We start from the raw sequence: 26,055 nt of genomic DNA on the forward strand, positions 1-26,055 counted from the left end.
CTTTATAGCCGCAATTTTTACACTGTAAAGATTTTGCTTGACGTTGGCTGGCACGCCCTGTAGTCATATCTTTACGTTGTAAAGATCAAACCGGGAGGAAGCGACGATGCTCGATCAAGTGGCGACCAACGCGGCGCGGACCAATCTGGCGCCGATTCCGATGGAATGCGACGCACCGTTCCTGAAGGTCTCCGGCGAATTGCCGCGCGAGCTCAACGGCACGCTCTATCGCAACGGCCCCAACCCGCAATTCGAGGCGCCCGGCGCGCACTGGTTCGTCGGCGACGGCATGCTGCACGCCTTCCATCTCGAGAACGGCCGCGCCAGCTATCGCAACCGCTGGGTCCGTACCCCGAAATGGCAGGCCGAGCATGATGCCGGCCGCGCACTGTTCGGCGGCTTCGGCCGCAAGCTGCCGGGCGCGCCCGCTGATGTCACCAATGACGGCGGCGTCGCCAACACCAACATCATCTTCCACGGCGGCCGCCTGCTCGCGCTGGAAGAAGGCCATATGCCGACCGAGATCGAGCCGGGTACCCTGGAGCGTATGGGCTATTGCGACTACAAGGGCGCGATCGCAGGCCCCTTTACGGCGCATCCCAAGATCGACCCCGTCACCGGCGAAATGGTGTTCTTCGGCTACAACGCCGCGGGCCCCTTGACCCCTGCTCTGTCGTTCGGATCAGTCAACGCGTCAGGCGTAGTGACGCGGTTCGATCGTTTTGAGTCGCCCTATGCCAGCATGGTGCACGACTTCATCGTCACCGAAAATCACATGCTGTTTCCGATCCTCCCCATCACCGGCAGCATGGAGCGGGCGATGCGCGGCAAGCCGCCTTACGCCTGGGAGCCGGAGAAAGGCGCCTATGTCGGCGTCATGAAGCGCACCGGTTCGGCGAAAGACATCGTCTGGTTCCGCGCCGAGAGCTGCTACGTGTTCCACGTCATGAACGCGTGGGAGGAAGGCGGCCGCATCATCGCCGACGTGATGCAGTTCGAGGAAGCGCCGCTGTTCACCCACCCCGACGGCTCGCCGACGGACCCCGAAAAATCGCGCGCACGCTATTGCCGCTGGACCTTCGATCTCTCCGGAAATACCGACCGCTTCACGCAAACCTATCTCGACGATCTCACCGGCGAATTCCCACGCATCGACGATCGCCGCGCGGGCCTTGCCAGCAGCCACGGCTGGTACGCCTGCGCCAATCCTGACCTGCCGATGTTCGGCGCGCTGTCCGGCATCGTGCATGTCGACGGCAAGGGCAATCGAAAAGGCAAATATCACCTGCCCGCCGGCGACACCATTTCCGAACCGGTTTTCGTCGAGCGCGGCGAAGACGCCGCCGAGGGCGACGGCTGGCTGCTATCAGCGGTCTGGCGAGCGCGCGAAAACCGCAGCGACCTTGCGGTGTTCAACGCGCAAGATGTCGAAGCCGGACCGGTGGCGCTGGTGCATCTCGGGCATCGCGTGCCCGATGGTTTTCATGGCAATTGGGTGAGTGCGACCTGAGAGTCTGACTCAAAAGCGATCAATGAAATAGCGCCCCATATCGAACGTCGTCATGCCCGGCCTTGTGCCGGGCATCCACGTCTTGGCTTCCATGAAGCAGGAAAGACGTGGATGGCGGGACAAGCCCGGCCATGACGAAAAGCGACTCATTTTCAGACAGTTAGGGAGCGCCCGAATGCTTTTTCGGTCAGACTCTGATTGAGATCGCGTCGTGTTCGACGATTGCGAAAACATCAAGCTGCCCAGCGCCCATTCGTGCACAACCAATTGCAATTACTTATTGTTTTTGATCCGAACCACATTTATTTTGACACTGTAAAGATTTTCCTTGACGACTCCTCAGCCTGCCCCTAGGCTATCTTTACGATGTAAAGATAGCCTGAGAGGCTGCCATGACGATCTTCCTGATCCTCGCCCCCTACGGCGCCTTCGCACTGCTGATGCTGGTGACTTCGGCCGATGTCGCCCTGTTCGGCGCCGCCGCGATCTGCCTCGCCGTGATTGCATACGACATGGCGCGCGGACGCTCGCTGAAGATCCTGGGCGTGGGCTCCGTCGTGGTCTTTACCGCGATCGGCGGTTACGTCACCGAGATCGATCCCGACCTCAGCGTCTCCGGCGTGAAGTTCGCGGTCGATGCCGGAATGTTCCTGGTTACGCTGGGCTCGATCGTGGCCGGCAAACCACCCTTCACGCTGCAATATGCGCTCGAGGTGGTCGATGCCGAAACCACGAAGCTGCCCGGCTTCATCAAGGCAAACTACATCATCACCTGGGCATGGACCGGCGCGATGCTGCTGATGATGGCCGGCAATGCCGCGCTGATCTATGTGCCGGGCCTGCCGCTGTGGGCGGGACTGCTGGTTGCATGTGCCGCGCGCAACAGCGCGGTCTATTTCACCAAATGGTATCCCGAATACCGCAAGGCGAAGTACGGCCCGCCGCCGGCCAGCGCCCTGCCGAAAGTCTAAGTACCATCCGTCATTGCGAGCGCAGCGAAGCAATCCATAGCCACAACAAGAAAGATGGATTGCTTCGTCGCTCCGCTCCTCGCAATGACGTCATCGCCAAGGAGGAACACAGTGAAGGACGTATTCGCAAGATTGGGCGCCGACTTTTTCTCCACCATCGTGTTCATCGCGATCTATCTCGCGACTGATAACGTGTTGCTGGCGACCGGCGTCGCGATCGCAGGCGCCATCGGCCAGGTGATCCACTCCCGCATCAAGGGCAAGGAGCTCGGCTACATGACCTGGGCCAGCCTCGGGCTCGTGATCGTGCTCGGCGGCGCCACGCTCTTGACCCACGATCCGCGCTTCGTTCTAGCGAAACCCGCGATCGGGCATTTTGCAATCGGCGTCATCATGCTCAAGCGCGGCTGGATGCTGCGCTATATGCCGCCGATCGTGACCCAGACCATTCCGGAATATGTCACCGCCGCAGGCTACGTCTGGGCCGGGCTGTGCTTCGTGCTCGCCGCCGGCACCATCGGCGTCGCGATGACCGGCGACATGAAGCTGTGGACGTTCTATGTGACCGTCGTCCTGATCGGGGCCAAGATTGCTCTGTTCGCCGTGCAATATGTCGCGTTCCGCGTCCTGGTCGGCAGCCGCATCCGCGCGGCCGCCCGCGCGTAATACGGTAAAACAACAGGGTTGGGCTTGCGCGGCAAGATGGGTTATACCGCCGCCGGGAGAACTCAGAACCATTCCGGTTGCTGGGAAATGTATTGGGGAGACCAAGATGGCCGTGGACGGAAACTGGGATATCGTCATGACCACGCCGATGGGCGAGCGCAAGGCGACGCTGACGTTGAAGAATTCCGGTGGCACGCTGACGGGCATGCAAGGCGCCGACGGCAATTCCGGCGAAATCTTCGACGGCACCGCCAATGGCGACGACGTCGCCTGGAAGATCTCCATCACCAACCCGATGCCGCTGACACTCGCCTTCACCGGAAAAGTTTCCGGCGACAGCATGTCCGGCGAAATGGGCATCGGCCCGATGGGCAGCTTTCCGTTCACGGGAACGCGGGCCTGATACGGACGGAGCAGCTTCGCTCCCTCGCTGTTTGATCCATGCAAAAGACCGCACTGCTTTCAATCACCGTCGTCGCCTCCCTGGTGACGGCGGCGATCGCACAATCCGCGCCCGAGCTCGAGCCGGCATGGCGCGCCAGCGCGCTGGCGCTGGTGCCGGCGGGCTATGTCGCGGGCGAAGCCTACCGCACCACAGAGATGACCGGATACCTCGCGGTCTATCCGGCAGGCGCGAACGAGCCCAAGTCCCCCGCCAGCGTGTTCGCGGCACGCCAGGTGCTTGTCGTGAGGCTCGACAAGGACGGGCGCGCGCTGTCCGCGGAATTGAAACCGCGCAGCGACGCCACGCGGGGCAACCGCGACACCACGATGACCGATCCCGACGGCCAGGAAAGCGAGTTCGCAAAATCGCACGCCGACCTCGCGGCCAAGCGCGCGACGCTCCCGGATGGTACCGAGCCCTGCAATCTCGGCGCCTGGTCGGAAGATCGCGATCCAAAAGGCCTCAACGTCCGCGCCGAGCCGTCGGTGAAACCGCGCGTGCTCGGCACGCTGCCGCCGCCGTATCGCCTGAAGATGGGTGGTAGTGAGAACACGCCCGAAGACGGCTGGCTGACCGAATTCCGCATCATCGGCTTCAAGGACGGCTGCTGGGGCCTCGTCGAAAGCCAGGACGGCGTGCGCGGCTGGTGGCGCAGCCTGTGCTCCAGCCAGGTCACGAATTGCAGTTAAGTTGGTGGCTGCTCGGGGCCTGCACCGCTAGAACCAGATTTGCATCGGCAGGCCGAGAGCGTCCGGTGACGGCGATCCGACGCTGCCTGCAGGTTCGCGCGCGGCAATCGCCACGGCGCAGGCGTCCAGCACATCGTCACGCTTCGCGCCGGTGCCGATCCGCGCCTTGCTGAGCCATTGGTCGATATCGCCGAGCCCGCTTCGCTTGAGCAACATCCGACGAAGGGAATCTCCTTCCTCGGATTTCTTCGACGGCAAGGGATTGTTTGCGTTCAACCGCAGAAACACCAGTTCGGGATGGACCTCGCGGACATCAAGCGCGCGATGCGCACGCAGGAACGCATCTACCTCCATGATCTTCGGTCCGAGATGCCAGAGCTGGCGCGACACGCGCTTCTGGCCGCGCCGCAGGCATTCCCTGTTCGCTTCGTCGGGATTGTCGAAGTCTTGCCAAATCCAGCGCCGCGCGCCCGTGAAAACGCGCGAGGTGTGCGGGCGCAATTTATCGCGGGCAAGCAGATCGCACGCGCGCTCGCCGTCATCGGCCATGCCGATGGGGATGTCGATCCCCGCCCGATCGAACGGGCGAGACAACGCTTCCGAGACATCGCGATGGAAGGAAATTTCGTGTCTGCCGCCTTCAAGACGCACGGCGACCCAGCCGTTGCTGAATCCATCAAGGCCGACGGCTCTGCAGCTCCCGCCCGCGCTCACTACGGCCGGCTTGGCACGATCGCAATCGGATTGAAGGTGTAGACCGCCTCACCCTTTTGATTGTAGGCGGTCCATTTCACGCGGGCGACGCCGTGCGGTTTTGAGCGCGAGGGCGTCAGCTCCACCACCTCACCTTCAAGGTGAATGGTGTCGCCGGGCCGCACCGGCTTCAGCCAGCGCAGATCGTCGACGCCGGCGCCAAGCAGCGGATGCCGCCCGAACGGCTTTGAGTTGGCGGCGAGCCGCATCGCGATCGCGGCCGTATGCCACCCGGACGCGGCAAGGCCGCCGAGGATGGACTTCTTCGCCGCTTCCTCGTCGAGGTGGAACGGCTGAGGGTCATACTCCTGGGCGAAGCGGATAATATCTTCCTTCGACACCACAGCGCTGTCGGTCTTGAAGCGCATGCCGACCTTCAGGTCGTCGAACCACTCGACCATGCTGCCCTCGATGCTCTTGAATGACGCGCCCTCACCCCAAATTCAATTCCTTGAAGAAGTCATTGCCCTTGTCGTCGATGATGATGAAGGCCGGAAAATCCACCACCTCGATGCGCCAGATCGCTTCCATGCCAAGTTCGGGATATTCCACCACCTCGACCTTCTTGATGCAGTGCTCGGCGAGGTTTGCCGCGGCGCCGCCGATCGAGCCGAGATAGAAGCCGCCGTGCTTCTTGCAGGCCTCGCGCACCGCGACCGCGCGGTTGCCCTTGGCGACCATCACCATCGATCCGCCAGCCGCCTGGAACTGGTCGACGAAGGAATCCATGCGTCCCGCGGTGGTCGGCCCGAAGGCGCCGGACGCGTAGCCGTCCGGCGTCTTGGCGGGACCGGCGTAATACACCGGATGGTTCTTGAAATAATCCGGCAGCGGCTCGCCCTTCTCCAGCCGCTCGCGCAACTTGGCGTGGGCGGAATCGCGCGCGACGATCATGGTGCCGGTCATCGAGACCCGCGTCTTGATCGGATGCTTTGAAAGCGTCGCCAGAATATCCTTCATCGGCTGGTTGAGATCGATTTTTACCACCTCGCCGCCGAGCGCCTGCTCGACCGCCGGCAAATATTGCGCGGGGTTGTGCTCAAGCTCCTCGAGATAGACGCCGTCTTTCGTAATCTTGCCGAGCACCTGGCGGTCGGCCGAACAGGACACGCCGAGACCGATGGGCAGCGACGCGCCGTGACGCGGCATCCGGATCACGCGCACGTCGTGGCAGAAATACTTGCCGCCGAACTGCGCGCCGACGCCGAGCGATTGCGTCATCTTCAAAATCTCCTGCTCCATCTCCAGATCGCGGAAGGCGTTGCCATCGGCCGATCCATGGGTGGGCAGCGCATCGAGATAGCGCGCGGACGCCAGCTTCACCGTCTTCATGCAAAGCTCGGCCGAGGTGCCGCCGATCACGATCGCCAGATGATAGGGCGGGCACGCGGCGGTGCCGAGGGTCAGCACCTTCTCCTTCAGGAACGCCAGCAGGCGATCCTTGGTCAGCACCGACGGCGTCGCCTGGAACAGAAAACTCTTGTTGGCGGAACCGCCGCCCTTGGCCATGAACATGAACTTGTAGGCCAAGTCTATTTCTGAAGAGCCGCCCTCGGCGTAGATCTCGCACTGCGCCGGCATGTTGTTGGCGGTGTTCTTTTCCTCATACATCGAGATCGGCGCCACCTGCGAATAGCGCAGGTTACGGCGCAAATAGGCGTCGCGCGCGCCCTCCGAGAGCGCGGCCTCGTCGTCGCCGTCGGTGATGACGCGGGCGCCCTTCTTGCCCATGATGATCGCCGTGCCGGTGTCCTGACACATCGGCAACACGCCGCCGGCGGCGATGTTGGCATTCTTCAGGAAATCGAACGCCACGAACTTGTCGTTGTCGCTGGCTTCCTTGTCCTCGAGGATGTTGGCCAGCTGCTTCAGATGGCCGGGGCGCAGATAGTGATTGATGTCGCCGAAGGCGGCCTCGGACAGCGCCCGCAGCGCCTCGCGCGACACCACCAGCATGTCCTTGCCCAGGACCTTCTCGACCCGCACGCCATCCGTCGTGATCTTCTTGTAGGGCGTGGTGTCCGCGCCCAGCGGAAACAGCGGCGTGTGCTTGTAGGGCGGAACGGGCTTTTGGTCGGGGAAAGCGGTCGGGGCGTTCATGGCTGGCTCGCAAGGTTTTTGGGGGCGGAAGCGTCCACGGGACACCCCGGCATTTGAACCGTTCTAAGGACTTTTGACACAAAAGGAAGGTTCCCGAATGGCCATCAGCAATCGAAATCGAGAATGACGACTGTTCCCACCGCAGTGTCGACCGAGACAGTGGCCGCCCTTCCCCCGGTCCCGCCGGCTGCTAGCCTGTCCGGCCTCAGCATCGCCCTGATCATCATCGCGGTGCTCGAACTCCTCGACGGCATTTCGGTGGCATGGGGGATCTTCGGTGATCCTGAAATCGAGGTGGCAGCCATCAGTGGCGCTGCCAGCGTCATGCACCCGTTGCTGGCGCTGGCGGCCCTGGTATTCGCCGCCTTCGGCCGCGTGCGGCCTGCGATTGTCATGCTCGGCGCTGTCATCATCGTGACCTGGCTGAAATACATGCCAACCGTGATGTCGTCAGGATTAGACGCGGTCGGCCTCGGCGCGATCTGGTCGCCTGCGCAGATCATCGCGTTTCCGCTAGTGGCTGTCTGTGCGATCGGCCTTGCAGCGCGCGACCGTCGCCTGCTCGTTGCGACCGCACTGGTGAGCCTTCCCACTTTGTTCAACATCGCCGCCATCATTGCGATTGCCATCGGCCTCGCCATGCGCGGGACCTGATGCACAACGCCGGCAAGATGAAGGGGACACCGATGACAACGGCCGAGATGCGCGCGGCTGCCCCCGGCGGCCGGGACCGCGCCTGCCACGTCAGCGCCGCGCCGGATCGGCCTGCGCGTCGCGCTGTCTGTGATCGCGCTGCTCGAGCTCTGCTGGGGCATGTCGAGCGCGCCGACGCTGCTGGAGGATATGTCGAAAATCCCGGGTCACGGTATCGGCGCGGCCATCGTCAAGGTGCACCTTGCCGTCCATCCGGTGCTGGCGCTGTCGGCGCTGCTGTTCGCGGCCATCGGTTACGTGCGCCACGCGGTCATGGCGCTCGGCGCGGTCATGCTCATGACCTGGCTGAGCTACATGCCCTCGGTGATCAGGCACGGGCTCGCTTTCAACGGCCCTTACGCGGCGCTGGAAACATCAGTGCAAATCATCCTGTTCCCGCTGATGGCCGCCTTTGCCATCGCCTGTGCGGCGCGCGACCAGCGGCTCGGGGCCGCCACGGCGCTGGTCAGCACGCCGACCCTGCTCAACCTGTTCACCACGATGGCGTTCTTTATCGCAATGACTACGCGCGGCTTCTGATTGACATTCGAATAGGCCTCTTGCAGGAAGCTGCCGCGCAAGCTTCAATGGGGCCCAGAGGGGCATTTACGAATGATACCACGACGACACTTTCGCCGACCGGTCCTGCTCGCAGGCGCGCTGGCGCTGGCCGCTTTCTCAACCTCGCCGGCCCGCGCCGACCGCTGCGACGACGTCGCCAAGCAGCTCGCCGGCCAGATCGACGGGGTCAAGGTCAACTTCAAGGCCCGCAACATCGTCTATCTGACGCATCCCGCCACCAAGGAATTTTCGATCGGCTGCCGCGGCCAGAATTACTCGCTTGAGCTCTTTGCCAAGACCGACCGGAAATTCAAACCGGAATTCCTTGCACTGGTCGCCAACGCCGGCGCGCTCGTCTTCACCATTCCGAAGCCCGATGTCGTGACCGGCTCGACGCGCTGCATGAAGCGGATGGGCATCCTGCGCGGCGACAAGGTCTCGATGCGCTTCCGCCGGCTCAACATGGAATGCACGCGGACCAAGACCGAGGCTTCGATTGCGGTCACCCGCGGCAAGGACGAGTAGCGGCGCTCCCTTCGGGAATCCGCTGCATTCTAATGAATTTTCGAGCGCCCCGTTCACCATCGGGCGGGATCGCCGGCCGGGATTCACACATCGTTCGCTTCAATGCCTCCAGTGTCGGAGGCAACGAAAAGGATGATGCCGATGGATATCTCTGCTGTGTCCGCGCCGGTGCAGATCAAGCCGCCTGAAGCCAGCGCGCCCAAAACTGATCTAAAGCTCACGGAAGTGAAGCCCGCCGACGTACAAAACGGCGCCGCCGCCGACGGCACGCGCCTGCCGAAGCCGACGCTGCTTGCCGCCCTGCCGCCCGGACAGGGAACGCGGGTCGACCAGCTCGCTTAGGGGCTGCTCGCCCTGGCCTTGTCGGGCCAAACGCCGCAAGTTTGCCGAAAAATCGCGCGATCATGATGCCCAGGCAATGGGGATACCGCATGATCGCGAAGCTGTTGCTGCAGAACACTTTGTTCGTCGTCGGGATGGGTGCGCTGCTGTTTGCCTCCGCCGGCACGCTGCATTGGCCCGGCGCGTGGGCATGCCTTGCGACCTCGGCGGTGCTCGGCCCGGCCTGCGGCCTGTGGCTTGCGAAAACCGATCCCGCGCTGCTCGCCGAACGGATGCGGCTGACGGCACGCGAGGAACAGCCGGCCGCCGACAAGAAATTCATGCTGGTGTTCGCCGCCACGGGGTTGATCTGGTTCGTCGCGATGGGACTGGACCGGCGCATGCAGGCCTCCAATGTCCCCGTGGCGCTGCAGGTGCTGGGCCTTGCGATGTACCTGCTCTCGACAGGCTTCATCATGTGGGTGTTTCGCGAAAACTCGTTCGCGGCCCCCGTGATCAAGGTACAGGCCGCGCGCGGCCATCATGTGATCTCGACGGGGCCCTACGCCTTCGTCCGTCATCCCATGTACAGCGGCATCATGCTGTTTTTCATCGGCGTGCCGCTGCTGCTGGGATCCTGGTGGGGCGTGGCGCTGGCGCCGCTGTTCGCCATCCTGTTTGCGGTACGCGCCCGTATTGAGGAACGCACGCTGATCTCGGGCCTGCCGGGATATGCTGACTACGCCGCCCGCGTGCGCTATCGTCTGGTTCCGGGAATCTGGTGAGGGACACATGCCTGAAAGCAAGACCTACACGGGCGGCTGCCATTGCGGCCAGGTTCGGTTCGAATGCACGACCGACCTCGCAATGGTGACCGCCTGCAATTGTTCGATCTGCACCAAGAAGGGCCTGCATATCACCTTCCTGGATCCGAAGAGCTTTCACCTCCGCGCCGGCGAGGACAATTTGCGCGAATATCTCTTCAACAAGCACGCGATCCGCCACCAGCTCTGCATCGATTGCGGCGTCCACGTCTTTGCGCGCGGCACCAGGCCCGACGGCAGCGACGTGGTGGCGCTCAATGTGAGCTGCATCGACGGCATCGAGCTATCGAAGCTGACGATGACGCCGGTGGACGGGCGGAGCAGGTGACGGCTATGAACACCGTCATGGCCTGACATAGCCGTCTGAAGGACGGCGTCGCTTCCGCTCGCCTATCCCCGGCCATCCACGTCTTTCGCTCAGATCAAAAAGAAAGACGTGGATGCCCGGGTCAAGCCCGGGCATGACGAGACCTGCGCCTCTCACACATCCAGCGCCTTGTAGCGCCGGAATATCCCGTCCTCGTTGAACGCGATCCGCCGCTCGCTGGCGAGATAGGCCTTGATGTTCGGCCGCGCGGCCACGCGGTCATGCAGCTCGACCAGGGCGGGAATGTTCTTTTCAAACGCTTTCATGCGCTTGGGAAAGGCGTAGCGCAGCCCCTCCACGATCTGGAACAGCGACAGGTCGACATAGGTCAGGCGCCGGCCGGTGACGTAGCCGCCGCCACCCGCGGCCAGCAACCCCTCGAAATAATCCAGATATTTCGGCACCCGTGACTTCCAGAATTCGGCGGTGCGCTTTTTGGCCGGCGCCTTCTGCTCCTCGTAATAGAGCGACGGACCAAGCGGATGATGGGTGTCGTGAACTTCCAGCACAAAATCCGTAATCGTGAGCTGCAACTGGTGCACCCACAGTCTTGCCGCTTCCGCCTTCGGCGCCAGCCCATGGCGCGCGCCGAGATAGAGCAGGATGTTGGCGGTCTGGCCGATCACGAGGTTTCCCGCTTTCAGGAACGGCGGCGCAAACGGCGGCGTGCCCTTTGCCGTCTCCATCATCTTCATCATCGTGCTGGTGCCGTTGCCGCTTCGCGCCACGTCGGTATAGGCCGCGCCGGCTTCTTCCAGTGCAAGCCGGACGTATTCGCCGCGGCCCTGAATATGTGGCCAGTAATACAGTTGATAGCGCATCGACGGCATCTCCAAGGACCTGTAGCAAGGACCTGTAGCAAGAACCCTGCTTGCAGCCATAACACATCAATCCGTATTTCGTTCGTCGCAATGCCGGCCGGTCCTGACGCCCGTCGCCACACAACTGCGTTTCGCACGGCCTGAATTCTCCACAGGTGCGAATCTGTCCGAAGGCGGGAGGCCGTGTTAGGTTCTTGCTGGGTGCCGGATTCCTCAACACGAAGGAGCATGGGATGGCGGATAACAAGAAGAAGCGCGGCGGTGCCGATGCCGCGCTGATCGCAATGAGCGAGGCTTACGAAGTCGCCTATTGGTCGAAGAAATTGAAGATCACGCCGGCCCAGCTGAAAGCCGCCGTCAAGAAGGTCGGCCACTCAGCCAGGAAAGTGGAAGCCTATATCGGGGAGCAGAAGCACAAGGCCGCCGACCGCGCCCTGATCGCCATCAGCCAGCCCCACGAAGTCCGCTACTGGTCGAAGAAATTCAAGGTCACCCCGGCGAAACTGAAGGCTGCCGTCGCTGCCGCCGGGCATTCGTCGAGAAACGTCGGCGCCTATCTGGCCAAGAAGAAAACGACCAAGAAGAAAGCCGCCAAAAAGACCGTCAAGAAGACCGTCAAAAAGGCAGCGAAAAAGAAAACGGCCAAAAAGAAGAGCGCCAGGAAGGCGTCAAAGAAAAAGTAAAAGAAAAAGGCCGCCTGAAAGGCGGCCTCAAAGCCGGGCATAGCTTTCTTCGAGCATCAGCGCCGCGATCGCGCAGGCCCGTCGCCGGACAGGGCGACGGTGTCAGGGAATCGCGGCTGGCGTGAGGCTCAATAGCCGCAGGTGGCGCAGCGCGGCGCGACCGGCGCATAATAGGCACGGGCCGGCGCAACCATTTCAACGCGCTGCTGGACGGCGTATCGCGGGGCTGTCCGTTCATAGTGGACGCGGCCGGGCGAGACCATCACGGTCTTCGGCACCATCACCGTGCGATAGCGCGCCGGGGTGCGATACGCGGTGACGCGGCCGGGCGAAACCATCACGGTTTCCTGCACGGTGCGGTACTCCGCCGGGATCACCTGCTGCACGTATTGCGGACCGCAGCAGGGCTGCGGCTGGTAGCACGAATAGCAGCCAGCCGACGCGGCGGTCGGAGCGACAATGGCGGCGAGCGCGGTGGCGAAGGCGGCGGCAATAACGCGAGACATGACAATACCTGCTGGCTTGAAGAAAATTCGTGAAGTTGCACGCAACTTCGTCCGTTTGAATGATCTAGCCGAGCAACACCAAGCGTCAACTTGAAAAGAATATTTACCTTGACGAACATCGCTAACGCTTCCTGAACGAGGCGATCCGGGCTTGCATCCTTCGAGACGCCGCGCAAGCGCGCGGCTCCTCAGGATGAGGTCCACTAGCTCAGGATGAAATCTCAGCTCCTCAAGGTGAGGAGCGCGTCTTCGCGCGTCTCCGGACGATGCTGGGCATCGCCGGACGAACCATGAGGCCACCGAACCGAACAATGTCTCAGCCGCGCACGCTCGCATAATCCCAGCCGATCCAGGCGCAGAGCGCGCGGCCCATCACGTCGTCCAGATCGGCGCCCTTCAACCACGGCAGCTCCTCGGTGAAGAACGTGACGCATTGCCGGTAGCTGCACGGCATCCGCGTGATGTCGGTGCCCCAGAACATCCGCTTCGGCCCATAGGCATCGAAGATGCGGCGCAGCCCGTCATGGATGTTGCGGAACGGATAGGGCTCGGTCGAATAATGCGGCGCACCGGTCGCCTTGACCGCGACGTTCGGCAATTGCGCGAGCGCCACCAGTTCATCGAGATGGACGAACGCCTCGGCGTCCCGTCCGTGCCGGTTCAGGCCGCAATGATCCAGGATCATCTTCAGGTCGGGATGGCGTTCGGCGATCTCGCGAAACTTCGGCAGGAACAGTCCGCCCATCATTGCCAGCGGCAGCCCCTCCTGCTCGGCCGCGGGCCACAGCCAGTCGAGCGAGCCGTCGTAGAGCCATTTCTGGTGCGCTTCCAGCAGCAGCGGCCAGCGCAGGCCCATCATGCCGGGCTGCGCGCGCCAGCCGTGGATCAGCTTGCGGTTGTCAGGATCTTCCAGCGGAAAATTGCCCATGATGGCAAAGCGGTCTGGATAAGTCCGGGCCGCCTCGATCGCCAGCGCGTTGGAATCGGGATCCCAGCCGGCCGGCGGATGGATGAGCGCGGCGTCCACCCCTGCCTCGTCCATCTCGGCCAAGACTTCCTCGGCCGTGAATTTTTCGACTTTGCGATGCAAGCCGGACGTCGGCGTCACAGTTTGCGACCAGATGTGAACCTGCGCGTCGATGATCTTCATGGACTCGTTCCGTCATTCCGGAATGGTGCACAAGCACCGTATCTCAGATGCGCATTGCGCATCGGGGAATCCCAGGATTCCCCGCCGCGACAATCATTATTCCGGATCCATACCGGCAAAGCAAAAGGCGCCGCGGAATCAACCGCGGCGCCTTCAATCTTTTAGCGTTCAGCAGAAGATCAGTTGGTCTGCTGGATCGCCGAGAGTTCCCAATGTCCGCCGGCTTGCCGGGCGAAGGTCCAGACTTCCGTCGCCTCGATCGGGGTTTCGCTGCCCGAGACCAGACGATTGGTGCCGCGCTCCAGGGTCTTGTCGACCAGCGAGAAGCGCATCGCGACGCTCGCGTAGTCGGTTTGGCCTTCGCGCCAGGCTTCTGCGAGGTCGCCCTGCAGCAGCTTGACGTCGGACACCTTGTTAAGGTCGTTGTTGGCCTTGTTCTGCTCGAGGTCCTTGGTGAAGTACGACACCATCTCGGGCGTTGCCAGCGTATGCAGCTTCGCGACGTCCTCGTTCGACCATGCGGCCTGGACTTCGCCAAGCAGCCGTTCGAACGCCTCGTAGTCGGAAGGCCCGATCTCAAGCGGCGCGGGGGCGCTCGATCCCAGACCAAAGCCCATTCCTGAGCCGAAGCCGGTCTGCGGCGGGGCTGAACCCGCGGCCGGTCCGGCAGCGGAATTGGCATAGGCGGTCGCCGGGGTATGGCGGCGCTGCCACCACGACATTGCCAGCTTGACCACGATCAGGATCAGGCCGATCTGCAGGATCAGGCCGATGATCGACGCAATCCCGCCGAGGCCGCCGAGCAGCCCGCCACCGGACAGCATGCCGAACAAGCCGGCGCCGAGGAAGCCTGCGGCGAGACCGCCCATCATCATGCCCATACCGGGCCGGCTGAAGAAGCCGCCCTTGGCTGCCCCTGCGGCGGCTCCAGCGGCCGCCGGTGCGCCCGGCTGGCTGAAGGTACGGTTCATGGGCTGCGCCGCATTGGGCGCCGTGGTGGTGCTGGGCGGAGCCGAATAGGTCTTCGACCCCCGCGAACCGGAGCTGTTGCCGCCGCCCACCCGGGCGTCAGCCGCCGTGATGGCCATCGCGGCGGGAACCGCCAGCGACAGGACGATGGCGAAGGCCCGAACAATTCCGCGCGTGCGTTGCGTGAAATTCATATCTGTTTCCTCAATTCCCCGGCATGGGGAAGCAGCCCCTAAGATGGGCAGAGCTGCTTAAAAGTGAAGCCGTAAACGGGAACAAGCGCTGCGGCCCTCAGTCGCGGGGATGTGACGATTAGGCCGGTTGTGGGTTTGAACCCTGGAATTCAGAAGTTTTCCGCGCTGACCTGGCGAGTCGGATGAGGATCGGCGGCGGTCGGTCCAAGGGCCGGTCCAAGGATCGGCCCGAGGATGCTTAACGCCACCTCACCGACCGGCGATGGATGCGATGTTTCGACGGCCACGAGGGCCTGATCCATGGTGTGGGCCCCGAGCTCGCACATGGCCTGGGTCGCGACATCGCCGCGGCGAACACATTCCCTGGCCAGAAATTCGAACTGCGCCCGCGCCTGGCGCAGGGTCTCTTTCGGCACGACCGCACTGTTTTCCCCGGGCGCAGAATCCCGGGGCGCTGAATCCCGCTCTTGCGATTGAACCGGAGGCGAGCCGACTTGGGCTTCCGCGCGCGGGTCGGTGGCGGCCACGCCGAGCTGGCTGATCCGGTCAAAGGCTGACCGAAGCTCCTCCCGCTTGGCCTCGAGCGCCTCGATCCTTTGCTGCAGCTCCTCGTGTTCGTTGGCGGTCGCGACGCGGATCGTCGCAAGTTCGTCCTCGCGTGATCGCAGCCTGGATTGCCAATCGTCACGCTCACGATCAAACGCAAGCCTGAACTCGGCCATGACGGCCTCGCTCTGCGACAGCTTTGCCGAGAGCTCGTCGCGCTCGCGCAGATGCTCGCTGCGCTGCTGCTCGATTTGCTTGATGCTCGCTTCCAGGCTTGCCTTCAGCGCGACACGCTCCTGATCGAAGCTCGTACCAAGCTCGGCCAGGGCGGATTCATGCGCCTGCGATTTCGTCGCGGCCTCGTCCTGTGCACCCTTCAAGGTTTCCTGCGCTCGCTTCAGCGTGTCGCCGAGTTCGAGCAGCTCGGCCTCCCGCCCCTGCAGCGTCGTCTTGAGCGTATCGCGCTCGGTGATGATGAAACTGGAAAGCTTTACGTGCCTCTCGACGTCATGCCGAAGGCTTTCGCATTCGGTTTCCAGCTCGTCATTCTGGTGGCTCACGGTTTCGTACTTGTAGCGCCACAGCTGTTCCTCATCGAAGGCGCCGGTAACGCGCGCCATCAGGCCGTCGATCAGATCGGCCGCACGCAGCAGATTTTCGGCGTTTTGCCCGTTGGACATCATGTCGGCGAAACGGCGCAGAAAATACGCTGTTTCCGCGGCGTCAGCCGCCTCGGGAACCGTGGCAGGATCGGTCATGCAACTTGCCTTCATGAGCAGCGTCGGTGCCGTAAGCGGACACCTTAACCCCGTTCAGAACGGCAAATGTATGGTGGCGCGGGTTTTCCGGCCCAAACGGTGGGGACGCGGCCGTTCCGGCCTCGCAACAAATCCTGAAATCCGGACCGAAGACCGAAGACGGCCTCACGACGCCGTCATCGTCTCCTTCACCTTCGCGACCAGTGCACTGAGCGCAAACGGCTTGGCGAGGAAGGCGAACTGCTCGTTTTCCGGCAGGCTCTTGTCGAACGCCTCTTCGGCATAGCCGGAGACGAAGATGATCTTGAGGTTGGGATTGCGCTGCCGCATTTCCTTGAGCAGCGTTGGGCCGTCCATTTCCGGCATCACCACGTCGGAGACGACGAGATCGACGGCGCCGTTCTTCTCCTCCAGCGCTTCCATCGCCTCGATGCCGTTGGCGGCCTCGATCACGCTGTAGCCGCGCGAACGAAGACCGCGCGCGTTGAGCGAGCGCAGGCCGTCCTCGTCTTCCACCAGCAGGATGGTGCCCTGCCCGGTGAGATCGGCCTGCGGCTTCGGCGGCTCGGCGGCGGCTTCCTTGGCGGCGCCATTGGTGACCTGCGGTTCGGGTGCGGCTTCCAGTTCCGGACGGTGCCGCGGCAGGAAGATGCGGAACGTGGTGCCCTCCCCCGCTTTCGAATCCACGTAAACAAAGCCGCCGGTCTGCTTGACGATGCCGTAGACGGTCGACAGCCCGAGGCCGGTGCCCTTGCCGACCTCCTTGGTGGAGAAGAACGGCTCGAAGATCTTGTCGACGATCTCGGCGGGGATGCCGGTGCCGGTATCGGCGACGTCGATCCGCACGTAGTCCGCAGCCGGCATGCCCTTATAGGACAACAGCGCGGCTTCATCCGTCGTGACGTTGCTGGTCTTGACCGTCAGTTTGCCGCCATCGGCCATCGCGTCGCGGGCGTTGACGGCGAGATTGACGATCACCTGTTCGAATTGCGAGACGTCGACCTTCACCGGCCAGAGATCACGGCCATGCACGAGGTCGAGCTTGACCTTCTCGCCGATCAGGCGGCGCAGCAGCATGGTGAGGTCGCTCAATGCGTCGCCGAGATCGAGCACCTGCGGGCGCAGGGTCTGGCGGCGCGAGAACGCGAGCAGCTGCCTCACCAGCGTCGCCGCGCGGGTAGCGTTCTGCTTGATCTGCATGATGTCCTGGAACGACGGGTCGGTCGGCTTGTGCGCGTTCAGCAGGAAGTCGTTGGCCATCATGATGGCCGAGAGCACGTTGTTGAAATCGTGCGCGATGCCGCCGGCAAGCTGGCCGACCATGTCCATCTTCTGCGACTGGTTGATCTGGTTCTCGAGCGTGCGCCGCTCGGTGGTTTCCAGCATGTAGACGATGGCGGCTTCGGTTTCGCGCTCGTCCTCCTCGACCGCGGTGACGAAATATTGCGCCCAGCGCTCCTTGGCACCGTCGAGCATGGCTTCCACCGGCGCGATGTCGCCCTGCCCTTCGGCGGCCTGGTTGATCGCCGCGATCAGCAGGCTGCGGTCGCGGGCGTTCACGCTGCGGAAGATCGATTTGTTGGCGGCACCGTCCGCGCTCAGGCTTTGCGCCAGCTTGGCGAAGCGGGCATTGGCGCGCACCACCGCGCCGGCGCGGTCAACGGTCGCGATCGCCATCGGCGTATGGTCGAAGAACCGCATGAAGCGCACTTCGGCGGCGCGCTCGGGGTCGGAATGCTCGTCGCGCGCGCGGCTGATCACCAGCGTCCGCGACGCGCCGGGCACGCCGTCGGCGCCGAACGCCAGCTTGTGATAGAGCCGCACCGGCATGGTCCTGCCGCTGCGCATGCGCAGATCGATGTCGAGCACTTCGGTTTTGACTTCGCCCGGCACCGCCACGATCGAGGTCAGCAGCGACGCGCCGTCACCCGATACGATATCGGTCAGCTTCAGGCCGCCCGATCCGATTTCGGCAAGGTCGTGATCGAGCCAGCCCGCCAGCGTCGCGTTGACATAGACGACCTCGCCCGAAGGACTGACCGAGAAGAAGCCGCAAGGCGCGTGATCGAGATATTCGATCGCGTGCTGCAATTCCTTGAAGACGTCCTCCTGGCGTTCGCGATCCCGCGTGATGTCGGCGATCGACCACACCGAGTATTTCGCCTCGCGCTTGCTGGCGCCGAGGGGGCGGACCCGCATCCGCAGCCAGCGGCCATGGGCGCCGTCGGTCCCTGCGATCCGGACTTCCTCCTGCTGCCGCTTGCCTTCGCGCGCCGCCTTGAGCAGGCGGAACACCGCCTCCGAGACATCAGGATTGCCGATGAAGACGCGCTCGATCGGGCGCACCTCCTGGGCGGTCGCGGCCCCCGTCAGCGCCAGATAGGCGGCGTTGGAATAGACGACGTGGCCGCGCGAATCGGTGACCGCGAGCCCGTCATGGGCATGGTCGGCGATCCGTCCCATCACCGGATCGTCGGTAGAGCGGTCGGTGAAGCGGATGATTCCAGCGGCAAAGGCGAACAGATTGAACAGGCCGACCATGGCCAGCAGCGCCAGCACGCCGAGGATATAGGGCTGGGCCTGGGCGCGGCCGATGGTCATCAGCACGACCGCGATCGCGACGATGCCGGCGGCGACCAGCAGCACCAGCACGATGCTGCCGCTACGCCGCGCCGGCTCATGGGCCGCGAAGGGCTCGGGGGACGGATGGCTGTCGGTTTCGGCGGTCATATCAGGGGACGCAAGCCCGTCGGCATGGGATGGCGCGCTGATCTGCGCGCCCTTGAGTGCCTGAATCGGACCGGCAAGCGCAAGTCCATCAGGCGGCTAATTGGCATCAATAGCGGTTTCAAGCGAAATGGGCACCGGTTCGAGTGAAGAAAACACGTAAAAAATTATCGTCCAAGGCCTTATCCAACGCATTTCAAGGCAAGTTCCGACCCCCGTCAGTTGCGCCGGCCGGCAGCGTCGCGCTTCAACCCCATGACGAAGCCGATGATTTCGGCAACCGCATGATAGTGCTCGACCGGGATCTCCTCGTCGACATCGACGGTCGCATAGAGCGCGCGCGCCAGCGGCACGTTCTCCACGATCGGAATGTCGTGTTTCTTGGCGATCTCCCTGATCTTGAACGCGATATTGTCGACGCCCTTGGCGACGCAGACCGGCGCCGACATGCCGCGGTCGTAGGACAGCGCCACCGAATAGTGGGTCGGGTTGGTGATGATGACGCTGGCCTTGGGCACATCGGTCATCATCCGCTTCTTCATGTTGGCCTGGCGCAACTGCCGGATCTTGGCCTTGATGTGGGGGTCGCCTTCGGACTGTTTGAACTCGTCCTTGATCTCCTGCAGCGACATCTTCTGCCGCTCGAACCACTGCCGGTACTGGAAGAAGTAATCCGCGATCGCCACGGCGGCCAGCATCGCCACCACCGCGCCCATCAGATGCAGCGTCAGACTGGTGGTGACGCCCATGATCGCCGTCGGGTCGAAGGCCAGGAACGACTCCAGCCGGTGGCGCTCCGGCCACAGCACCGCCATCATGACGGCGCCGAGCGCGACCAGCTTGAACACGCCCTTGAGGAAGTTCGCCAGCGCCTGCTTGCCGAAGATGCGCTTGAAGCCGGCGCCGGGCGACACCTTGCTGAATTTGGGCGTGAGCGATTCCGACGACCACACCAGCCGGTGCTGGATCATGTTGCCGGCGATGGCCGATATCATCAGCATCAGCAGCGGCACACCGATCGCCGCCAGCACGGCAATGCCGAGCGTATTGCCGAGTTGCAGCAACGCCGAGCCGTCGGCGCGCAGCGTGCCGGCATTGGCGATCAAATTGCGCAGCGGCATCAGGATGCCGCCGCCGATCGAGCCCGAGAAAGTCGACAGCACAAGCGTCGCGCCCGCGATCACGAACCAGGTGTTGACCTCCTGGCTCTTGGCAACGTCGCCCTTCGCATGCGCGTCGTCGAGACGCTTTTGCGTAGGGTCTTCTGTTTTATCGTCGCTATCGTCGGCCATCGCGGCGCCTTGGCTTTTTTATTTGAGCATGATCTCTTCGGAAAAAGGGTTCCCACTTTTCCGGATCATGCTCTATCTAAGCGGTGTGAGCTCGTGCATGACGCCGGTGAAGTAGTTCAGATAGGTCCCCATCATCGCCGTGAGGACGGCGGCGAAGATCAGGAAGCCGATCAGGATCGAGAGCGGCACGCCGACGAAATAGACCTGCATCGCCGGCATCAGCCGCGCCAGAATCCCGAGCCCCATGTTGAAGACGATGCCGAACACCAAAAACGGCGCCGACAATTGCAGGCCGATCTTGAAGGCGGCAGTGAAAGCGCGGGTCGCAAGCGCCGCGACATCGCCGGTCGGCATCGTCTCGCCCGGCGAGAAGATCCGGTAGCTCTCGTTGAGCGCCGCGATCACCAGATGATGGCTGTCGGTGGCGAACAACAGCGTCATGCCGAGGATGGTGAGGAAGTTGCCGATCAGAAGGCCCTGCTGGCCCTGGGTCGGATCGACGGCAGTGACGAAGCCGAGGCCGAGCTGCTGGGCGATCACTGAGCCTGCGACCGCCAGCGCCGACAGCGTCACCCGCGCGGTGGCGCCGAGCACCACGCCGATGACGATCTCGTGCACCATCAGAACGCCCATCGCACTCATCGAAGTCAAATCGACCTGATAGGCGGCGCGGTGCAGCGGCAGGATGATCAGCGTCAGCAACAGCGCGATCGCGAGCTTGATCCGGACCGGGATGTTGCTCTCGCCGAATCCCGGCAACAGCATCACCATCGCCCCCACGCGGGCGAACACCAGCATGAAAGTGGCGGCCAGGGCCGGCAGCATGGAGACATCGATGCGCATGGTCTACGCACAGTGCATCATCCGCCTATGATTCGCGACGATATCCGCATCATGTAGCCTTGCATCGAATCCGCCATGAACGGCAGCGCCAGCAATAACGTCACGAAGATCGCGATGATCTTCGGCACGAAGATCAGCGTCTGTTCCTGGATCTGCGTCAGCGCCTGGAACAGCGACACCACGACGCCGACCACGAGGCCGACCACCATCAAGGGCGACGACACCACCACGATGGTCCAGATCGCATCACGCGCCACGTCGAGGGTTTCAGCACCGGTCATTTTGATTCTCTCGGTTTATTTCCGCCATTTCGAGGCGGGCGAATGGCGAGTGGCGAATAGCGAATGGATTTCAGCCCTATTCGCCATTCGCTATTCGCCTCTATCAGATCGGCATCTTCATGATGTCTTCGTAAGACTGGATCACCCGGTCGCGCACCGACACCAGCGTCGAGACCGCGACGTCGGTCTCGGCCACCGCCGTCACCACGTCCATGACGTTGGCCTTGCCGGAAGTCATCGCGATGGTCTGGGCGTCCGATTTCTTGCCGGCTTCCATCACGCTGCCGACGGCATCCTTGAGCAGCGCGCCGAAGGATGGGCCGCCCGATTTCTGGCCGCCCTTCTCGGCGCCGCCGGTCTCCATGATGCGCGAGAGCGCGGCGTAGGCGTTTGCTGCTACTGTCGGTGAAGCCATGGTTTAGGATTCCTGTTTCAGGCCTTGAGGATGTCGAGCGTGCGTTGGATCATCCGGCGCGTGGCGCTGATGATGTTGAGGTTGGCTTCATAGGACCGCTGGGCTTCGCGCATGTCGGTCATTTCGACCAGCGGGTTGACGTTGGGATATTTGACGTTGCCGGCGGCGTCCGCCGCCGGGTTGCTCGGCTCGTGCTTGATGCGGAACGCCGACTGGTCGGCGCGCACCTTGCCGAGCGTCACCACTTTCGCATCGATCGTACGGTCGAGCGCCGAGGAGAAGGTTGGCACCTTGCGGCGATAGGGATCGCCGGCGGACGTCGGCGCGGTGGAATCCACGTTCGCGATGTTTTCCGAGATCACCCGCATCCGCCCGGCCTGCGCGCGCAGGCCCGAGGTCGCGATGCTCATCGAGCGGGCGAAGTCGCTTCCACCTTCATTTGCCATGATCCGGCTCCCCTAAATGCGGCGCGTCAGCGCTTTCCGATGGCGGTTTTGAGAAGTCCGAGGCTGCGGCTGTAGAGCGAGGTGGCCGCCGCATAGTCCATCTGGTTGGCGGAGACCCGCATCATCTGATCTTCCAGATTGACGGCGTTGCCGGCGGGTCGGGTCAGGAACCCGCTCTTGCCGCCATCGCCGTCGAAGGTCTGCCCGCCGCCGGACGCGCCGATATGGCTCGCGCTGGTGCGCAGCATCGCCATCGATCCGAACGTTCCGCCGACGGTGGCGGCGGAACCCTTGTGGTCGAATTTCGGTTCGACCAGATCGCGCGGCTTGAAATTCGGGGTGTTGGCGTTGGAGATGTTCTCGGCGAGCACCCGCTGGCGCTCCTGATGCCACTGCATCTTGGTGCGCAGCGCCGACAGGTCCGGAAGATCGTTGATGGCCATCGCGAGCGGGTCCTCGTTAACCTCTGGCAGGCGCCGCGAGGTAGGCAGAATTTGCCCGGTGTATGGTTAACGGCTGGTTAAAATCCGCAGTATCAGGCCGTGGACAACGCGCTTGCACGGGGGCCGACGCCCAAAAGAGCGCATTTTCGCCACGAAATCTGCGTTAACCAGCCGCGGCCGACGCGGCCGGGGGCGCTCAGAAGTCGTTTTGGATCAAGCGATTCTTGGTCTATTAATTAATGGGCGGCAGCGTTTGCCGTGGGGAATTAAGGAATTAGGGCTGATCTCGGGCGTGATTCGCCGGTCGACGGATCGCTTCGGAACATGAATATCGTTTCGGAAGATGAATCCGGAAGAATCATGTTCAACTTGGAAGATCAGATCCGCGCACCTCGAAGCAAGCATGTGAGAACGGCCTGAGGCCGGGGACTAGAGAATGCAGACAGCATATTTCATCTTCGCATTCGTCGCCGTGCTGGCGCTGATCGGCGTCGCCGCATGGCTGGTGCGCCGCTTCGCCACCAACCGCCTCGGCGCCAACACCAATCGCGGGCGGATGCCGCGGCTGGCCGTGATCGACGCCGCCGCCGTGGACGGCCGCCGCCGCCTCGTGCTGGTCCGGCGCGACAACGTCGAACATCTCCTGATGATCGGCGGCCCCAGCGACATCGTGGTGGAACCCAATATCGTCCGCGCGATGCCGGGCCGTGACCAGATGGCGCCGCGGCCTGCGGTAACCGGCGAGCAGCCGCCACGTATCGCCCCGCTGCCGGATGCCGGCTGGAACGACGAGAGCGCGCGCGACCCGTTCGATCACGCCGAACCGCAGATGCCCGAGCCGCCGCCGCGCCCGGCACGTCCCGCTTTCGCCGACGAACTCCGCCGCCCGGCTATGGCCGAGCGCCGCACCGACCCGCTGGCAAGCTTTTCGCCGGAGCCGATGGGCGGTCGGCCGGAACCGCGTCCCGATCCGGTCCCGCAGCGCCCGGCCCGCACCGAACCCATGATGCCGCGGCCGCAGCGCCAGATGGAGCCGCCGAAGGCGCCGCCGCCGGTCCGTGCGCCCGAGCGCGCGGCAGCACCGCCGCCACCCCCGCCGCCTGCGCCTCCGCCGCAGTCCGCCGACCAGAATCTCGCCGAGATGGCGCAGCGGCTCGAAGCTGCCTTGCGCCGGCCCGCCGATGCCCCGATCGCACCGCCGGTCGCGCCCGAGCCGCCGCCTGCCCGCCCTGCGCGCAGCGAGACGCCCGCCCCGCCCCCCGCGCCCGCGCCGCAGAAGAGCGGGTTTGAGAACCTCGAAGACGAGATGGCCTCATTGCTGGGCCGCCCGAAGTCTCCTTCGTGAGATCGGCGAAAGCCCCGCGTAGAGTTTTATTTTTTGTCCCACTGATAGCCGCCGGATCGCTCGCCGATCCGGTGCTGGCGCAGGACATCAGCATCAATCTCGGCCAGGGCGGTGGCGGCGTCACCGAGCGCGCGATCCAGCTGATCGCGCTGCTGACGATCCTCTCGATCGCGCCGTCGATCCTGATCATGATGACGTCGTTCACCCGGATCGTGGTGGTGCTGTCGCTGCTGCGCACCGCTTTGGGCACCGCGACCGCGCCGCCGAACTCCGTGATCATTGCGCTCGCAATGTTCCTGACCGCGTTCGTGATGGGGCCGGTGCTGCAAAAATCCTATGACGACGGCATCAAGCCTTTGGTCGCCAATCAAATCGGCGTCGAGGACGCGCTGCAACGAGCGTCCGTGCCGCTGCGCGGCTTCATGCTGAAGAACGTCCGCGAGAAGGACCTCAAGCTGTTCCTGGACATGTCGCGCGAGCCGCCGCCGGCGACGCCGGAAGAGATGTCGCTGCGGATTCTGGTGCCGGCCTTCATGATTTCCGAGCTGAAGCGCGCCTTCGAGATCGGCTTCCTGTTGTTCCTGCCCTTCCTGATCATCGATCTCGTGGTGGCGTCGGTTCTGATGTCGATGGGCATGATGATGCTGCCGCCGGTCGTGGTGTCACTCCCGTTCAAACTGATCTTCTTCGTGCTGGTCGACGGCTGGTCGCTGGTGGCGGGAAGCCTGGTGCAGAGTTACGGGACGTAGCTGATCTGATCCGCGCCGATATCACGGGCGGTCGGATAAGCCGTCGCACCGGCCTTCTCGACGACAGCCGTCGTGATCATGCTGATGCCGTTGTCCGCGACCACGTCTTTGGTCCGCAATTCCACCGCGAAAAGCGCGGTGCCGATGACCGCGACCACGACAGCGATCGCGACCGGAACCAGCGGTCGGTGTGTATTCCTGGGATGCATAAAAATTAGTCCGTCTCTCGCGCTATTTGGCTGCTTGGGAAGCTACGATTTGTGATGAAAACGGTTTCAAACAAGGAGCTCACGGATGACAAGTGCGCGACTGGTAAATGCCAGCGATCTCGGCGCCTTGCTGGCACTGTTTGCCGATTGCGACGTCAGCCGGAGTGCGGAACCGGAACGAGCTAGAATAATTTGGGCGCAGATCCTCGCCCGCGAAGGACTAATGATCTTTGTATCGGACGACAGCAGTAGAATCGTTTCAACCTGCACGCTCATCACCACGCCCAACCTGCTGCGCGGCGGTCGTCAGTTCGGCATTCTCGAGAATGTCGCAACCCATCCCGACTTCCAGGGACGCGGCCACGGCCGCGCGGTTGTCTCGGCGGCGCTGGCCGAGGCGTGGGAGCAGGATTGCTATCAGGTATTGATGCAAAGCGGCCGGGCCGATCCGCGCGTGCACCGCTTCTACGAGGCTTGCGGTTTTGTCCCCGGACTTCGTACCGCCTACGCTGTGCGCAATCCTGCGAAATAGAAAAAGCGCGCAACGCCTCGCGGTCTACTCACTCCTTGACATCATACTGCTTGCAGAGGTGGTCGCCGATCTGCACCACCATTGCGACGCATTCGGGATAGCCCGGCTTGTCGATCGTCGCCTGTTCGGCACTGACGCGAAACTCCCAGGAGTCGCCGTCGCGGAGCACCGAGATCACCATTCCATCGGGGCAATCGGCATGGACCTTCAACTCGGCCCTTGCCATCGCAATGAGTTCGGCTTCGGTCTTGGCAGGCTTGCTCATGGCGATAGTTCCCCCGGTGGCGTCTTTGATGTTGTGCGCAGGTTGCCGGTTCGGAAGCCGTCTGTCGAGGGGACGAGAGCACGGCGCGATACCTTGCCGCGCCGGGGCGCTATTTCGGGATGTGCTTGGTGAATATCCTGACGACATAGCCCTTCACGGCCGGCGCCGCGTCGAACATGTCGGAGGCGATGCGTTCGACGGCATCTCGCAGCGCCAAAAACTGCGCCTGTCTTGCCAGGCTCTCGGTTCCCTTGACACCAGCGAGCTCGTCCATGGCGGCGTCACTGATCTGGCATTCGATCGGCTCGTCCCCATTCTGCATGGTGAACTTGAACGCCAATCGTTCGTTGTCGTGTCCTACAATTCGGCCCCGGGTCAGCGGCATCGAACGACAAACTTCCATACGGCTTGATGTGTGGATTTCGCTTAACCGACGAAACACTGAAGCGCAAACCC

Annotated in this window: 33 protein-coding genes; 15 read left to right on the forward strand and 18 right to left on the reverse strand. The window is 63.2% G+C overall.

Translation table 11 applies throughout. From position 1 onward, the window contains the following. The first annotated feature begins 106 nt into the window (after positions 1 to 106). The 5 genes from JQ558_RS27565 to JQ558_RS27585 all read left to right on the forward strand — a co-directional run bounded on the left by JQ558_RS27565 (position 107) and on the right by JQ558_RS27585 (position 4,281). Positions 107 to 1,510 (forward strand): carotenoid oxygenase family protein, encoded by a 1,404-nt coding sequence (locus JQ558_RS27565; protein WP_212295751.1) that lies wholly within the window; start codon positions 107 to 109, stop codon positions 1,508 to 1,510. 392 nt (positions 1,511 to 1,902) lie between these two features. Then, entirely contained in the window at positions 1,903 to 2,481 is a 579-nt protein-coding gene (locus tag JQ558_RS27570) for a hypothetical protein (RefSeq protein ID WP_212295752.1), read from the forward strand. Positions 2,482 to 2,592: 111 nt separating this feature from the next. Further along, positions 2,593 to 3,147 carry a septation protein IspZ gene (locus tag JQ558_RS27575; protein WP_212295753.1) on the forward strand — a complete coding sequence of 185 codons (555 nt, stop codon included), beginning with the start codon at positions 2,593 to 2,595 and terminating at the stop codon, positions 3,145 to 3,147. A 106-nt stretch (positions 3,148 to 3,253) separates the two neighbouring features. Further along, entirely contained in the window at positions 3,254 to 3,550 is a 297-nt protein-coding gene (locus JQ558_RS27580) for a hypothetical protein (RefSeq protein ID WP_212295754.1), read from the forward strand. 38 nt (positions 3,551 to 3,588) lie between these two features. Continuing rightward, complete coding sequence (locus JQ558_RS27585; protein WP_212295755.1) at positions 3,589 to 4,281, forward strand: SH3 domain-containing protein; 693 nt, start codon at positions 3,589 to 3,591, stop codon at positions 4,279 to 4,281. Between the two features lie 27 nt (positions 4,282 to 4,308). On the opposite strand, the gene JQ558_RS27590 is transcribed toward JQ558_RS27585, so the two are convergent. From JQ558_RS27590 to JQ558_RS27600, 3 genes are read right to left on the reverse strand one after another with little or no spacing between them, the layout of a single operon-like run. Continuing rightward, complete coding sequence (locus JQ558_RS27590; RefSeq protein ID WP_212295756.1) at positions 4,309 to 4,995, reverse strand: DUF429 domain-containing protein; 687 nt, start codon at positions 4,993 to 4,995, stop codon at positions 4,309 to 4,311. Then, complete coding sequence (locus tag JQ558_RS27595) at positions 4,995 to 5,435, reverse strand: MaoC family dehydratase (protein ID WP_212295757.1); 441 nt, start codon at positions 5,433 to 5,435, stop codon at positions 4,995 to 4,997. The genes JQ558_RS27590 and JQ558_RS27595 overlap by 1 nt, the downstream gene beginning before the upstream one ends. Positions 5,436 to 5,466: 31 nt before the next feature. Beyond that, positions 5,467 to 7,134 carry a fumarate hydratase gene (locus JQ558_RS27600; protein WP_212204385.1) on the reverse strand — a complete coding sequence of 556 codons (1,668 nt, stop codon included), beginning with the start codon at positions 7,132 to 7,134 and terminating at the stop codon, positions 5,467 to 5,469. A gap of 123 nt (positions 7,135 to 7,257) precedes the next feature. On the opposite strand from JQ558_RS27600, the gene JQ558_RS27605 reads away from it, so the two are divergent. The 6 genes from JQ558_RS27605 to JQ558_RS27630 all read left to right on the forward strand — a co-directional run bounded on the left by JQ558_RS27605 (position 7,258) and on the right by JQ558_RS27630 (position 10,386). Continuing rightward, positions 7,258 to 7,788 (forward strand): hypothetical protein, encoded by a 531-nt coding sequence (locus tag JQ558_RS27605; RefSeq protein ID WP_212295758.1) that lies wholly within the window; start codon positions 7,258 to 7,260, stop codon positions 7,786 to 7,788. A 129-nt stretch (positions 7,789 to 7,917) separates the two neighbouring features. Further along, positions 7,918 to 8,367 (forward strand): hypothetical protein, encoded by a 450-nt coding sequence (locus JQ558_RS27610; RefSeq protein WP_312015036.1) that lies wholly within the window; start codon positions 7,918 to 7,920, stop codon positions 8,365 to 8,367. Between the two features lie 72 nt (positions 8,368 to 8,439). After that, complete coding sequence (locus tag JQ558_RS27615) at positions 8,440 to 8,913, forward strand: hypothetical protein (RefSeq protein ID WP_212273278.1); 474 nt, start codon at positions 8,440 to 8,442, stop codon at positions 8,911 to 8,913. Positions 8,914 to 9,054: 141 nt separating this feature from the next. Further along, positions 9,055 to 9,255: a hypothetical protein gene (locus tag JQ558_RS27620; protein ID WP_212204382.1), complete on the forward strand. Its 201-nt coding sequence runs from the start codon at positions 9,055 to 9,057 to the stop codon at positions 9,253 to 9,255. An 89-nt stretch (positions 9,256 to 9,344) separates the two neighbouring features. Further along, entirely contained in the window at positions 9,345 to 10,019 is a 675-nt protein-coding gene (locus tag JQ558_RS27625) for an isoprenylcysteine carboxylmethyltransferase family protein (protein ID WP_212295759.1), read from the forward strand. Between the two features lie 7 nt (positions 10,020 to 10,026). Further along, positions 10,027 to 10,386 carry a GFA family protein gene (locus JQ558_RS27630; protein WP_212204380.1) on the forward strand — a complete coding sequence of 120 codons (360 nt, stop codon included), beginning with the start codon at positions 10,027 to 10,029 and terminating at the stop codon, positions 10,384 to 10,386. Between the two features lie 152 nt (positions 10,387 to 10,538). Here JQ558_RS27630 and JQ558_RS27635 read toward each other — a convergent pair whose 3' ends face one another. Further along, on the reverse strand, positions 10,539 to 11,246 hold the full coding sequence (locus tag JQ558_RS27635) for a glutathione S-transferase (protein WP_212204379.1): 708 nt from the start codon (positions 11,244 to 11,246) through the stop codon (positions 10,539 to 10,541). A gap of 233 nt (positions 11,247 to 11,479) precedes the next feature. On the opposite strand from JQ558_RS27635, the gene JQ558_RS27640 reads away from it, so the two are divergent. Next, positions 11,480 to 11,929: a DUF3606 domain-containing protein gene (locus tag JQ558_RS27640; RefSeq protein ID WP_212204377.1), complete on the forward strand. Its 450-nt coding sequence runs from the start codon at positions 11,480 to 11,482 to the stop codon at positions 11,927 to 11,929. Between the two features lie 128 nt (positions 11,930 to 12,057). Here JQ558_RS27640 and JQ558_RS27645 read toward each other — a convergent pair whose 3' ends face one another. The 11 genes from JQ558_RS27645 to flgB form a co-directional block, all read right to left on the reverse strand. Then, entirely contained in the window at positions 12,058 to 12,435 is a 378-nt protein-coding gene (locus tag JQ558_RS27645) for a hypothetical protein (protein WP_212273283.1), read from the reverse strand. A gap of 316 nt (positions 12,436 to 12,751) precedes the next feature. Beyond that, positions 12,752 to 13,585 (reverse strand): amidohydrolase, encoded by an 834-nt coding sequence (locus tag JQ558_RS27650; RefSeq protein ID WP_212295760.1) that lies wholly within the window; start codon positions 13,583 to 13,585, stop codon positions 12,752 to 12,754. A 179-nt stretch (positions 13,586 to 13,764) separates the two neighbouring features. Continuing rightward, positions 13,765 to 14,748, reverse strand: a complete 984-nt coding sequence (locus JQ558_RS27655; RefSeq protein WP_212204373.1) for a Tim44-like domain-containing protein — start codon at positions 14,746 to 14,748, stop codon at positions 13,765 to 13,767. A 149-nt stretch (positions 14,749 to 14,897) separates the two neighbouring features. Then, on the reverse strand, positions 14,898 to 16,052 hold the full coding sequence (locus JQ558_RS27660) for a hypothetical protein (protein ID WP_212295761.1): 1,155 nt from the start codon (positions 16,050 to 16,052) through the stop codon (positions 14,898 to 14,900). A gap of 165 nt (positions 16,053 to 16,217) precedes the next feature. Next, positions 16,218 to 18,782, reverse strand: a complete 2,565-nt coding sequence (cckA, locus tag JQ558_RS27665; protein WP_212295762.1) for a cell cycle histidine kinase CckA — start codon at positions 18,780 to 18,782, stop codon at positions 16,218 to 16,220. Positions 18,783 to 18,997: 215 nt separating this feature from the next. Then, positions 18,998 to 20,071: a flagellar biosynthesis protein FlhB gene (gene flhB, locus JQ558_RS27670; protein ID WP_212273288.1), complete on the reverse strand. Its 1,074-nt coding sequence runs from the start codon at positions 20,069 to 20,071 to the stop codon at positions 18,998 to 19,000. A 72-nt stretch (positions 20,072 to 20,143) separates the two neighbouring features. Beyond that, positions 20,144 to 20,914, reverse strand: coding sequence for a flagellar biosynthetic protein FliR (gene fliR / locus JQ558_RS27675; protein WP_212204369.1), 771 nt, complete (start codon positions 20,912 to 20,914; stop codon positions 20,144 to 20,146). Between the two features lie 17 nt (positions 20,915 to 20,931). Further along, entirely contained in the window at positions 20,932 to 21,195 is a 264-nt protein-coding gene (fliQ, locus tag JQ558_RS27680; protein ID WP_212204364.1) for a flagellar biosynthesis protein FliQ, read from the reverse strand. A gap of 103 nt (positions 21,196 to 21,298) precedes the next feature. Next, the gene (fliE, locus tag JQ558_RS27685) at positions 21,299 to 21,610 is read right to left on the reverse strand and encodes a flagellar hook-basal body complex protein FliE (RefSeq protein ID WP_212204359.1); all 312 of its coding nucleotides are present in this window, start codon (positions 21,608 to 21,610) and stop codon (positions 21,299 to 21,301) included. Between the two features lie 17 nt (positions 21,611 to 21,627). Continuing rightward, a complete protein-coding gene (gene flgC / locus JQ558_RS27690; protein WP_212204351.1) occupies positions 21,628 to 22,056 on the reverse strand; it encodes a flagellar basal body rod protein FlgC in 429 nt (142 codons plus the stop codon). A 26-nt stretch (positions 22,057 to 22,082) separates the two neighbouring features. After that, a complete protein-coding gene (flgB, locus tag JQ558_RS27695; RefSeq protein ID WP_212204349.1) occupies positions 22,083 to 22,499 on the reverse strand; it encodes a flagellar basal body rod protein FlgB in 417 nt (138 codons plus the stop codon). 436 nt (positions 22,500 to 22,935) lie between these two features. Here flgB and JQ558_RS27700 point away from each other — a divergent pair, with 436 nt between their 5' ends. Both JQ558_RS27700 and fliP read left to right on the forward strand, forming a co-directional pair. After that, positions 22,936 to 23,844, forward strand: a complete 909-nt coding sequence (locus tag JQ558_RS27700) for a flagellar biosynthetic protein FliO (protein ID WP_212295763.1) — start codon at positions 22,936 to 22,938, stop codon at positions 23,842 to 23,844. Then, on the forward strand, positions 23,841 to 24,593 hold the full coding sequence (gene fliP, locus JQ558_RS27705) for a flagellar type III secretion system pore protein FliP (protein WP_212295764.1): 753 nt from the start codon (positions 23,841 to 23,843) through the stop codon (positions 24,591 to 24,593). Before JQ558_RS27700 ends, fliP begins: the two co-directional genes overlap by 4 nt. On the opposite strand, the gene JQ558_RS27710 is transcribed toward fliP, so the two are convergent. Next, a complete protein-coding gene (locus JQ558_RS27710) occupies positions 24,581 to 24,802 on the reverse strand; it encodes a hypothetical protein (protein WP_212273292.1) in 222 nt (73 codons plus the stop codon). The genes fliP and JQ558_RS27710 overlap by 13 nt on opposite strands. Positions 24,803 to 24,887: 85 nt before the next feature. Between JQ558_RS27710 and JQ558_RS27715 the strand changes: the two genes are divergently transcribed. Then, positions 24,888 to 25,334, forward strand: a complete 447-nt coding sequence (locus tag JQ558_RS27715) for a GNAT family N-acetyltransferase (protein ID WP_212295765.1) — start codon at positions 24,888 to 24,890, stop codon at positions 25,332 to 25,334. A 28-nt stretch (positions 25,335 to 25,362) separates the two neighbouring features. On the opposite strand, the gene JQ558_RS27720 is transcribed toward JQ558_RS27715, so the two are convergent. Beyond that, positions 25,363 to 25,599 carry a hypothetical protein gene (locus tag JQ558_RS27720; RefSeq protein WP_212295766.1) on the reverse strand — a complete coding sequence of 79 codons (237 nt, stop codon included), beginning with the start codon at positions 25,597 to 25,599 and terminating at the stop codon, positions 25,363 to 25,365. Between the two features lie 109 nt (positions 25,600 to 25,708). Next, positions 25,709 to 26,002: a DUF1488 family protein gene (locus JQ558_RS27725; protein WP_312010928.1), complete on the reverse strand. Its 294-nt coding sequence runs from the start codon at positions 26,000 to 26,002 to the stop codon at positions 25,709 to 25,711. Between the last annotated feature and the right edge of the window lie 53 nt (positions 26,003 to 26,055).

The sequence above is a fragment of the Bradyrhizobium sp. AUGA SZCCT0160 genome, assembly GCF_018130105.1.
Lineage (GTDB): Bacteria > Pseudomonadota > Alphaproteobacteria > Rhizobiales > Xanthobacteraceae > Bradyrhizobium.

What these genes read in the sequence shown, in the direction of transcription:
- JQ558_RS27710 (WP_212273292.1), bottom strand. Translation starts at nt 24,802, where the DNA reads ATGCATCCCAGGAATACACACCGACCGCTGGTTCCGGTCGCGATCGCT.
- JQ558_RS27655 (WP_212204373.1), bottom strand. Translation starts at nt 14,748, where the DNA reads ATGAATTTCACGCAACGCACGCGCGGAATTGTTCGGGCCTTCGCCATC.
- JQ558_RS27580 (WP_212295754.1), top strand. Translation starts at nt 3,254, where the DNA reads ATGGCCGTGGACGGAAACTGGGATATCGTCATGACCACGCCGATGGGC.
- JQ558_RS27725 (WP_312010928.1), bottom strand. Translation starts at nt 26,002, where the DNA reads ATGGAAGTTTGTCGTTCGATGCCGCTGACCCGGGGCCGAATTGTAGGA.
- JQ558_RS27720 (WP_212295766.1), bottom strand. Translation starts at nt 25,599, where the DNA reads ATGAGCAAGCCTGCCAAGACCGAAGCCGAACTCATTGCGATGGCAAGG.
- JQ558_RS27625 (WP_212295759.1), top strand. Translation starts at nt 9,345, where the DNA reads ATGATCGCGAAGCTGTTGCTGCAGAACACTTTGTTCGTCGTCGGGATG.
- fliQ (WP_212204364.1), bottom strand. Translation starts at nt 21,195, where the DNA reads ATGACCGGTGCTGAAACCCTCGACGTGGCGCGTGATGCGATCTGGACC.
- fliR (WP_212204369.1), bottom strand. Translation starts at nt 20,914, where the DNA reads ATGCGCATCGATGTCTCCATGCTGCCGGCCCTGGCCGCCACTTTCATG.
- JQ558_RS27595 (WP_212295757.1), bottom strand. Translation starts at nt 5,435, where the DNA reads ATGGTCGAGTGGTTCGACGACCTGAAGGTCGGCATGCGCTTCAAGACC.
- flhB (WP_212273288.1), bottom strand. Translation starts at nt 20,071, where the DNA reads ATGGCCGACGATAGCGACGATAAAACAGAAGACCCTACGCAAAAGCGT.
- JQ558_RS27700 (WP_212295763.1), top strand. Translation starts at nt 22,936, where the DNA reads ATGCAGACAGCATATTTCATCTTCGCATTCGTCGCCGTGCTGGCGCTG.
- JQ558_RS27650 (WP_212295760.1), bottom strand. Translation starts at nt 13,585, where the DNA reads ATGAAGATCATCGACGCGCAGGTTCACATCTGGTCGCAAACTGTGACG.
- JQ558_RS27585 (WP_212295755.1), top strand. Translation starts at nt 3,589, where the DNA reads ATGCAAAAGACCGCACTGCTTTCAATCACCGTCGTCGCCTCCCTGGTG.
- flgB (WP_212204349.1), bottom strand. Translation starts at nt 22,499, where the DNA reads ATGGCCATCAACGATCTTCCGGACCTGTCGGCGCTGCGCACCAAGATG.
- JQ558_RS27570 (WP_212295752.1), top strand. Translation starts at nt 1,903, where the DNA reads ATGACGATCTTCCTGATCCTCGCCCCCTACGGCGCCTTCGCACTGCTG.
- JQ558_RS27660 (WP_212295761.1), bottom strand. Translation starts at nt 16,052, where the DNA reads ATGACCGATCCTGCCACGGTTCCCGAGGCGGCTGACGCCGCGGAAACA.
- JQ558_RS27600 (WP_212204385.1), bottom strand. Translation starts at nt 7,134, where the DNA reads ATGAACGCCCCGACCGCTTTCCCCGACCAAAAGCCCGTTCCGCCCTAC.
- JQ558_RS27640 (WP_212204377.1), top strand. Translation starts at nt 11,480, where the DNA reads ATGGCGGATAACAAGAAGAAGCGCGGCGGTGCCGATGCCGCGCTGATC.
- JQ558_RS27620 (WP_212204382.1), top strand. Translation starts at nt 9,055, where the DNA reads ATGGATATCTCTGCTGTGTCCGCGCCGGTGCAGATCAAGCCGCCTGAA.
- JQ558_RS27715 (WP_212295765.1), top strand. Translation starts at nt 24,888, where the DNA reads ATGACAAGTGCGCGACTGGTAAATGCCAGCGATCTCGGCGCCTTGCTG.
- JQ558_RS27630 (WP_212204380.1), top strand. Translation starts at nt 10,027, where the DNA reads ATGCCTGAAAGCAAGACCTACACGGGCGGCTGCCATTGCGGCCAGGTT.
- JQ558_RS27645 (WP_212273283.1), bottom strand. Translation starts at nt 12,435, where the DNA reads ATGTCTCGCGTTATTGCCGCCGCCTTCGCCACCGCGCTCGCCGCCATT.
- JQ558_RS27565 (WP_212295751.1), top strand. Translation starts at nt 107, where the DNA reads ATGCTCGATCAAGTGGCGACCAACGCGGCGCGGACCAATCTGGCGCCG.
- cckA (WP_212295762.1), bottom strand. Translation starts at nt 18,782, where the DNA reads ATGACCGCCGAAACCGACAGCCATCCGTCCCCCGAGCCCTTCGCGGCC.
- JQ558_RS27605 (WP_212295758.1), top strand. Translation starts at nt 7,258, where the DNA reads ATGACGACTGTTCCCACCGCAGTGTCGACCGAGACAGTGGCCGCCCTT.
- fliE (WP_212204359.1), bottom strand. Translation starts at nt 21,610, where the DNA reads ATGGCTTCACCGACAGTAGCAGCAAACGCCTACGCCGCGCTCTCGCGC.
- JQ558_RS27615 (WP_212273278.1), top strand. Translation starts at nt 8,440, where the DNA reads ATGATACCACGACGACACTTTCGCCGACCGGTCCTGCTCGCAGGCGCG.
- JQ558_RS27635 (WP_212204379.1), bottom strand. Translation starts at nt 11,246, where the DNA reads ATGCGCTATCAACTGTATTACTGGCCACATATTCAGGGCCGCGGCGAA.
- flgC (WP_212204351.1), bottom strand. Translation starts at nt 22,056, where the DNA reads ATGGCAAATGAAGGTGGAAGCGACTTCGCCCGCTCGATGAGCATCGCG.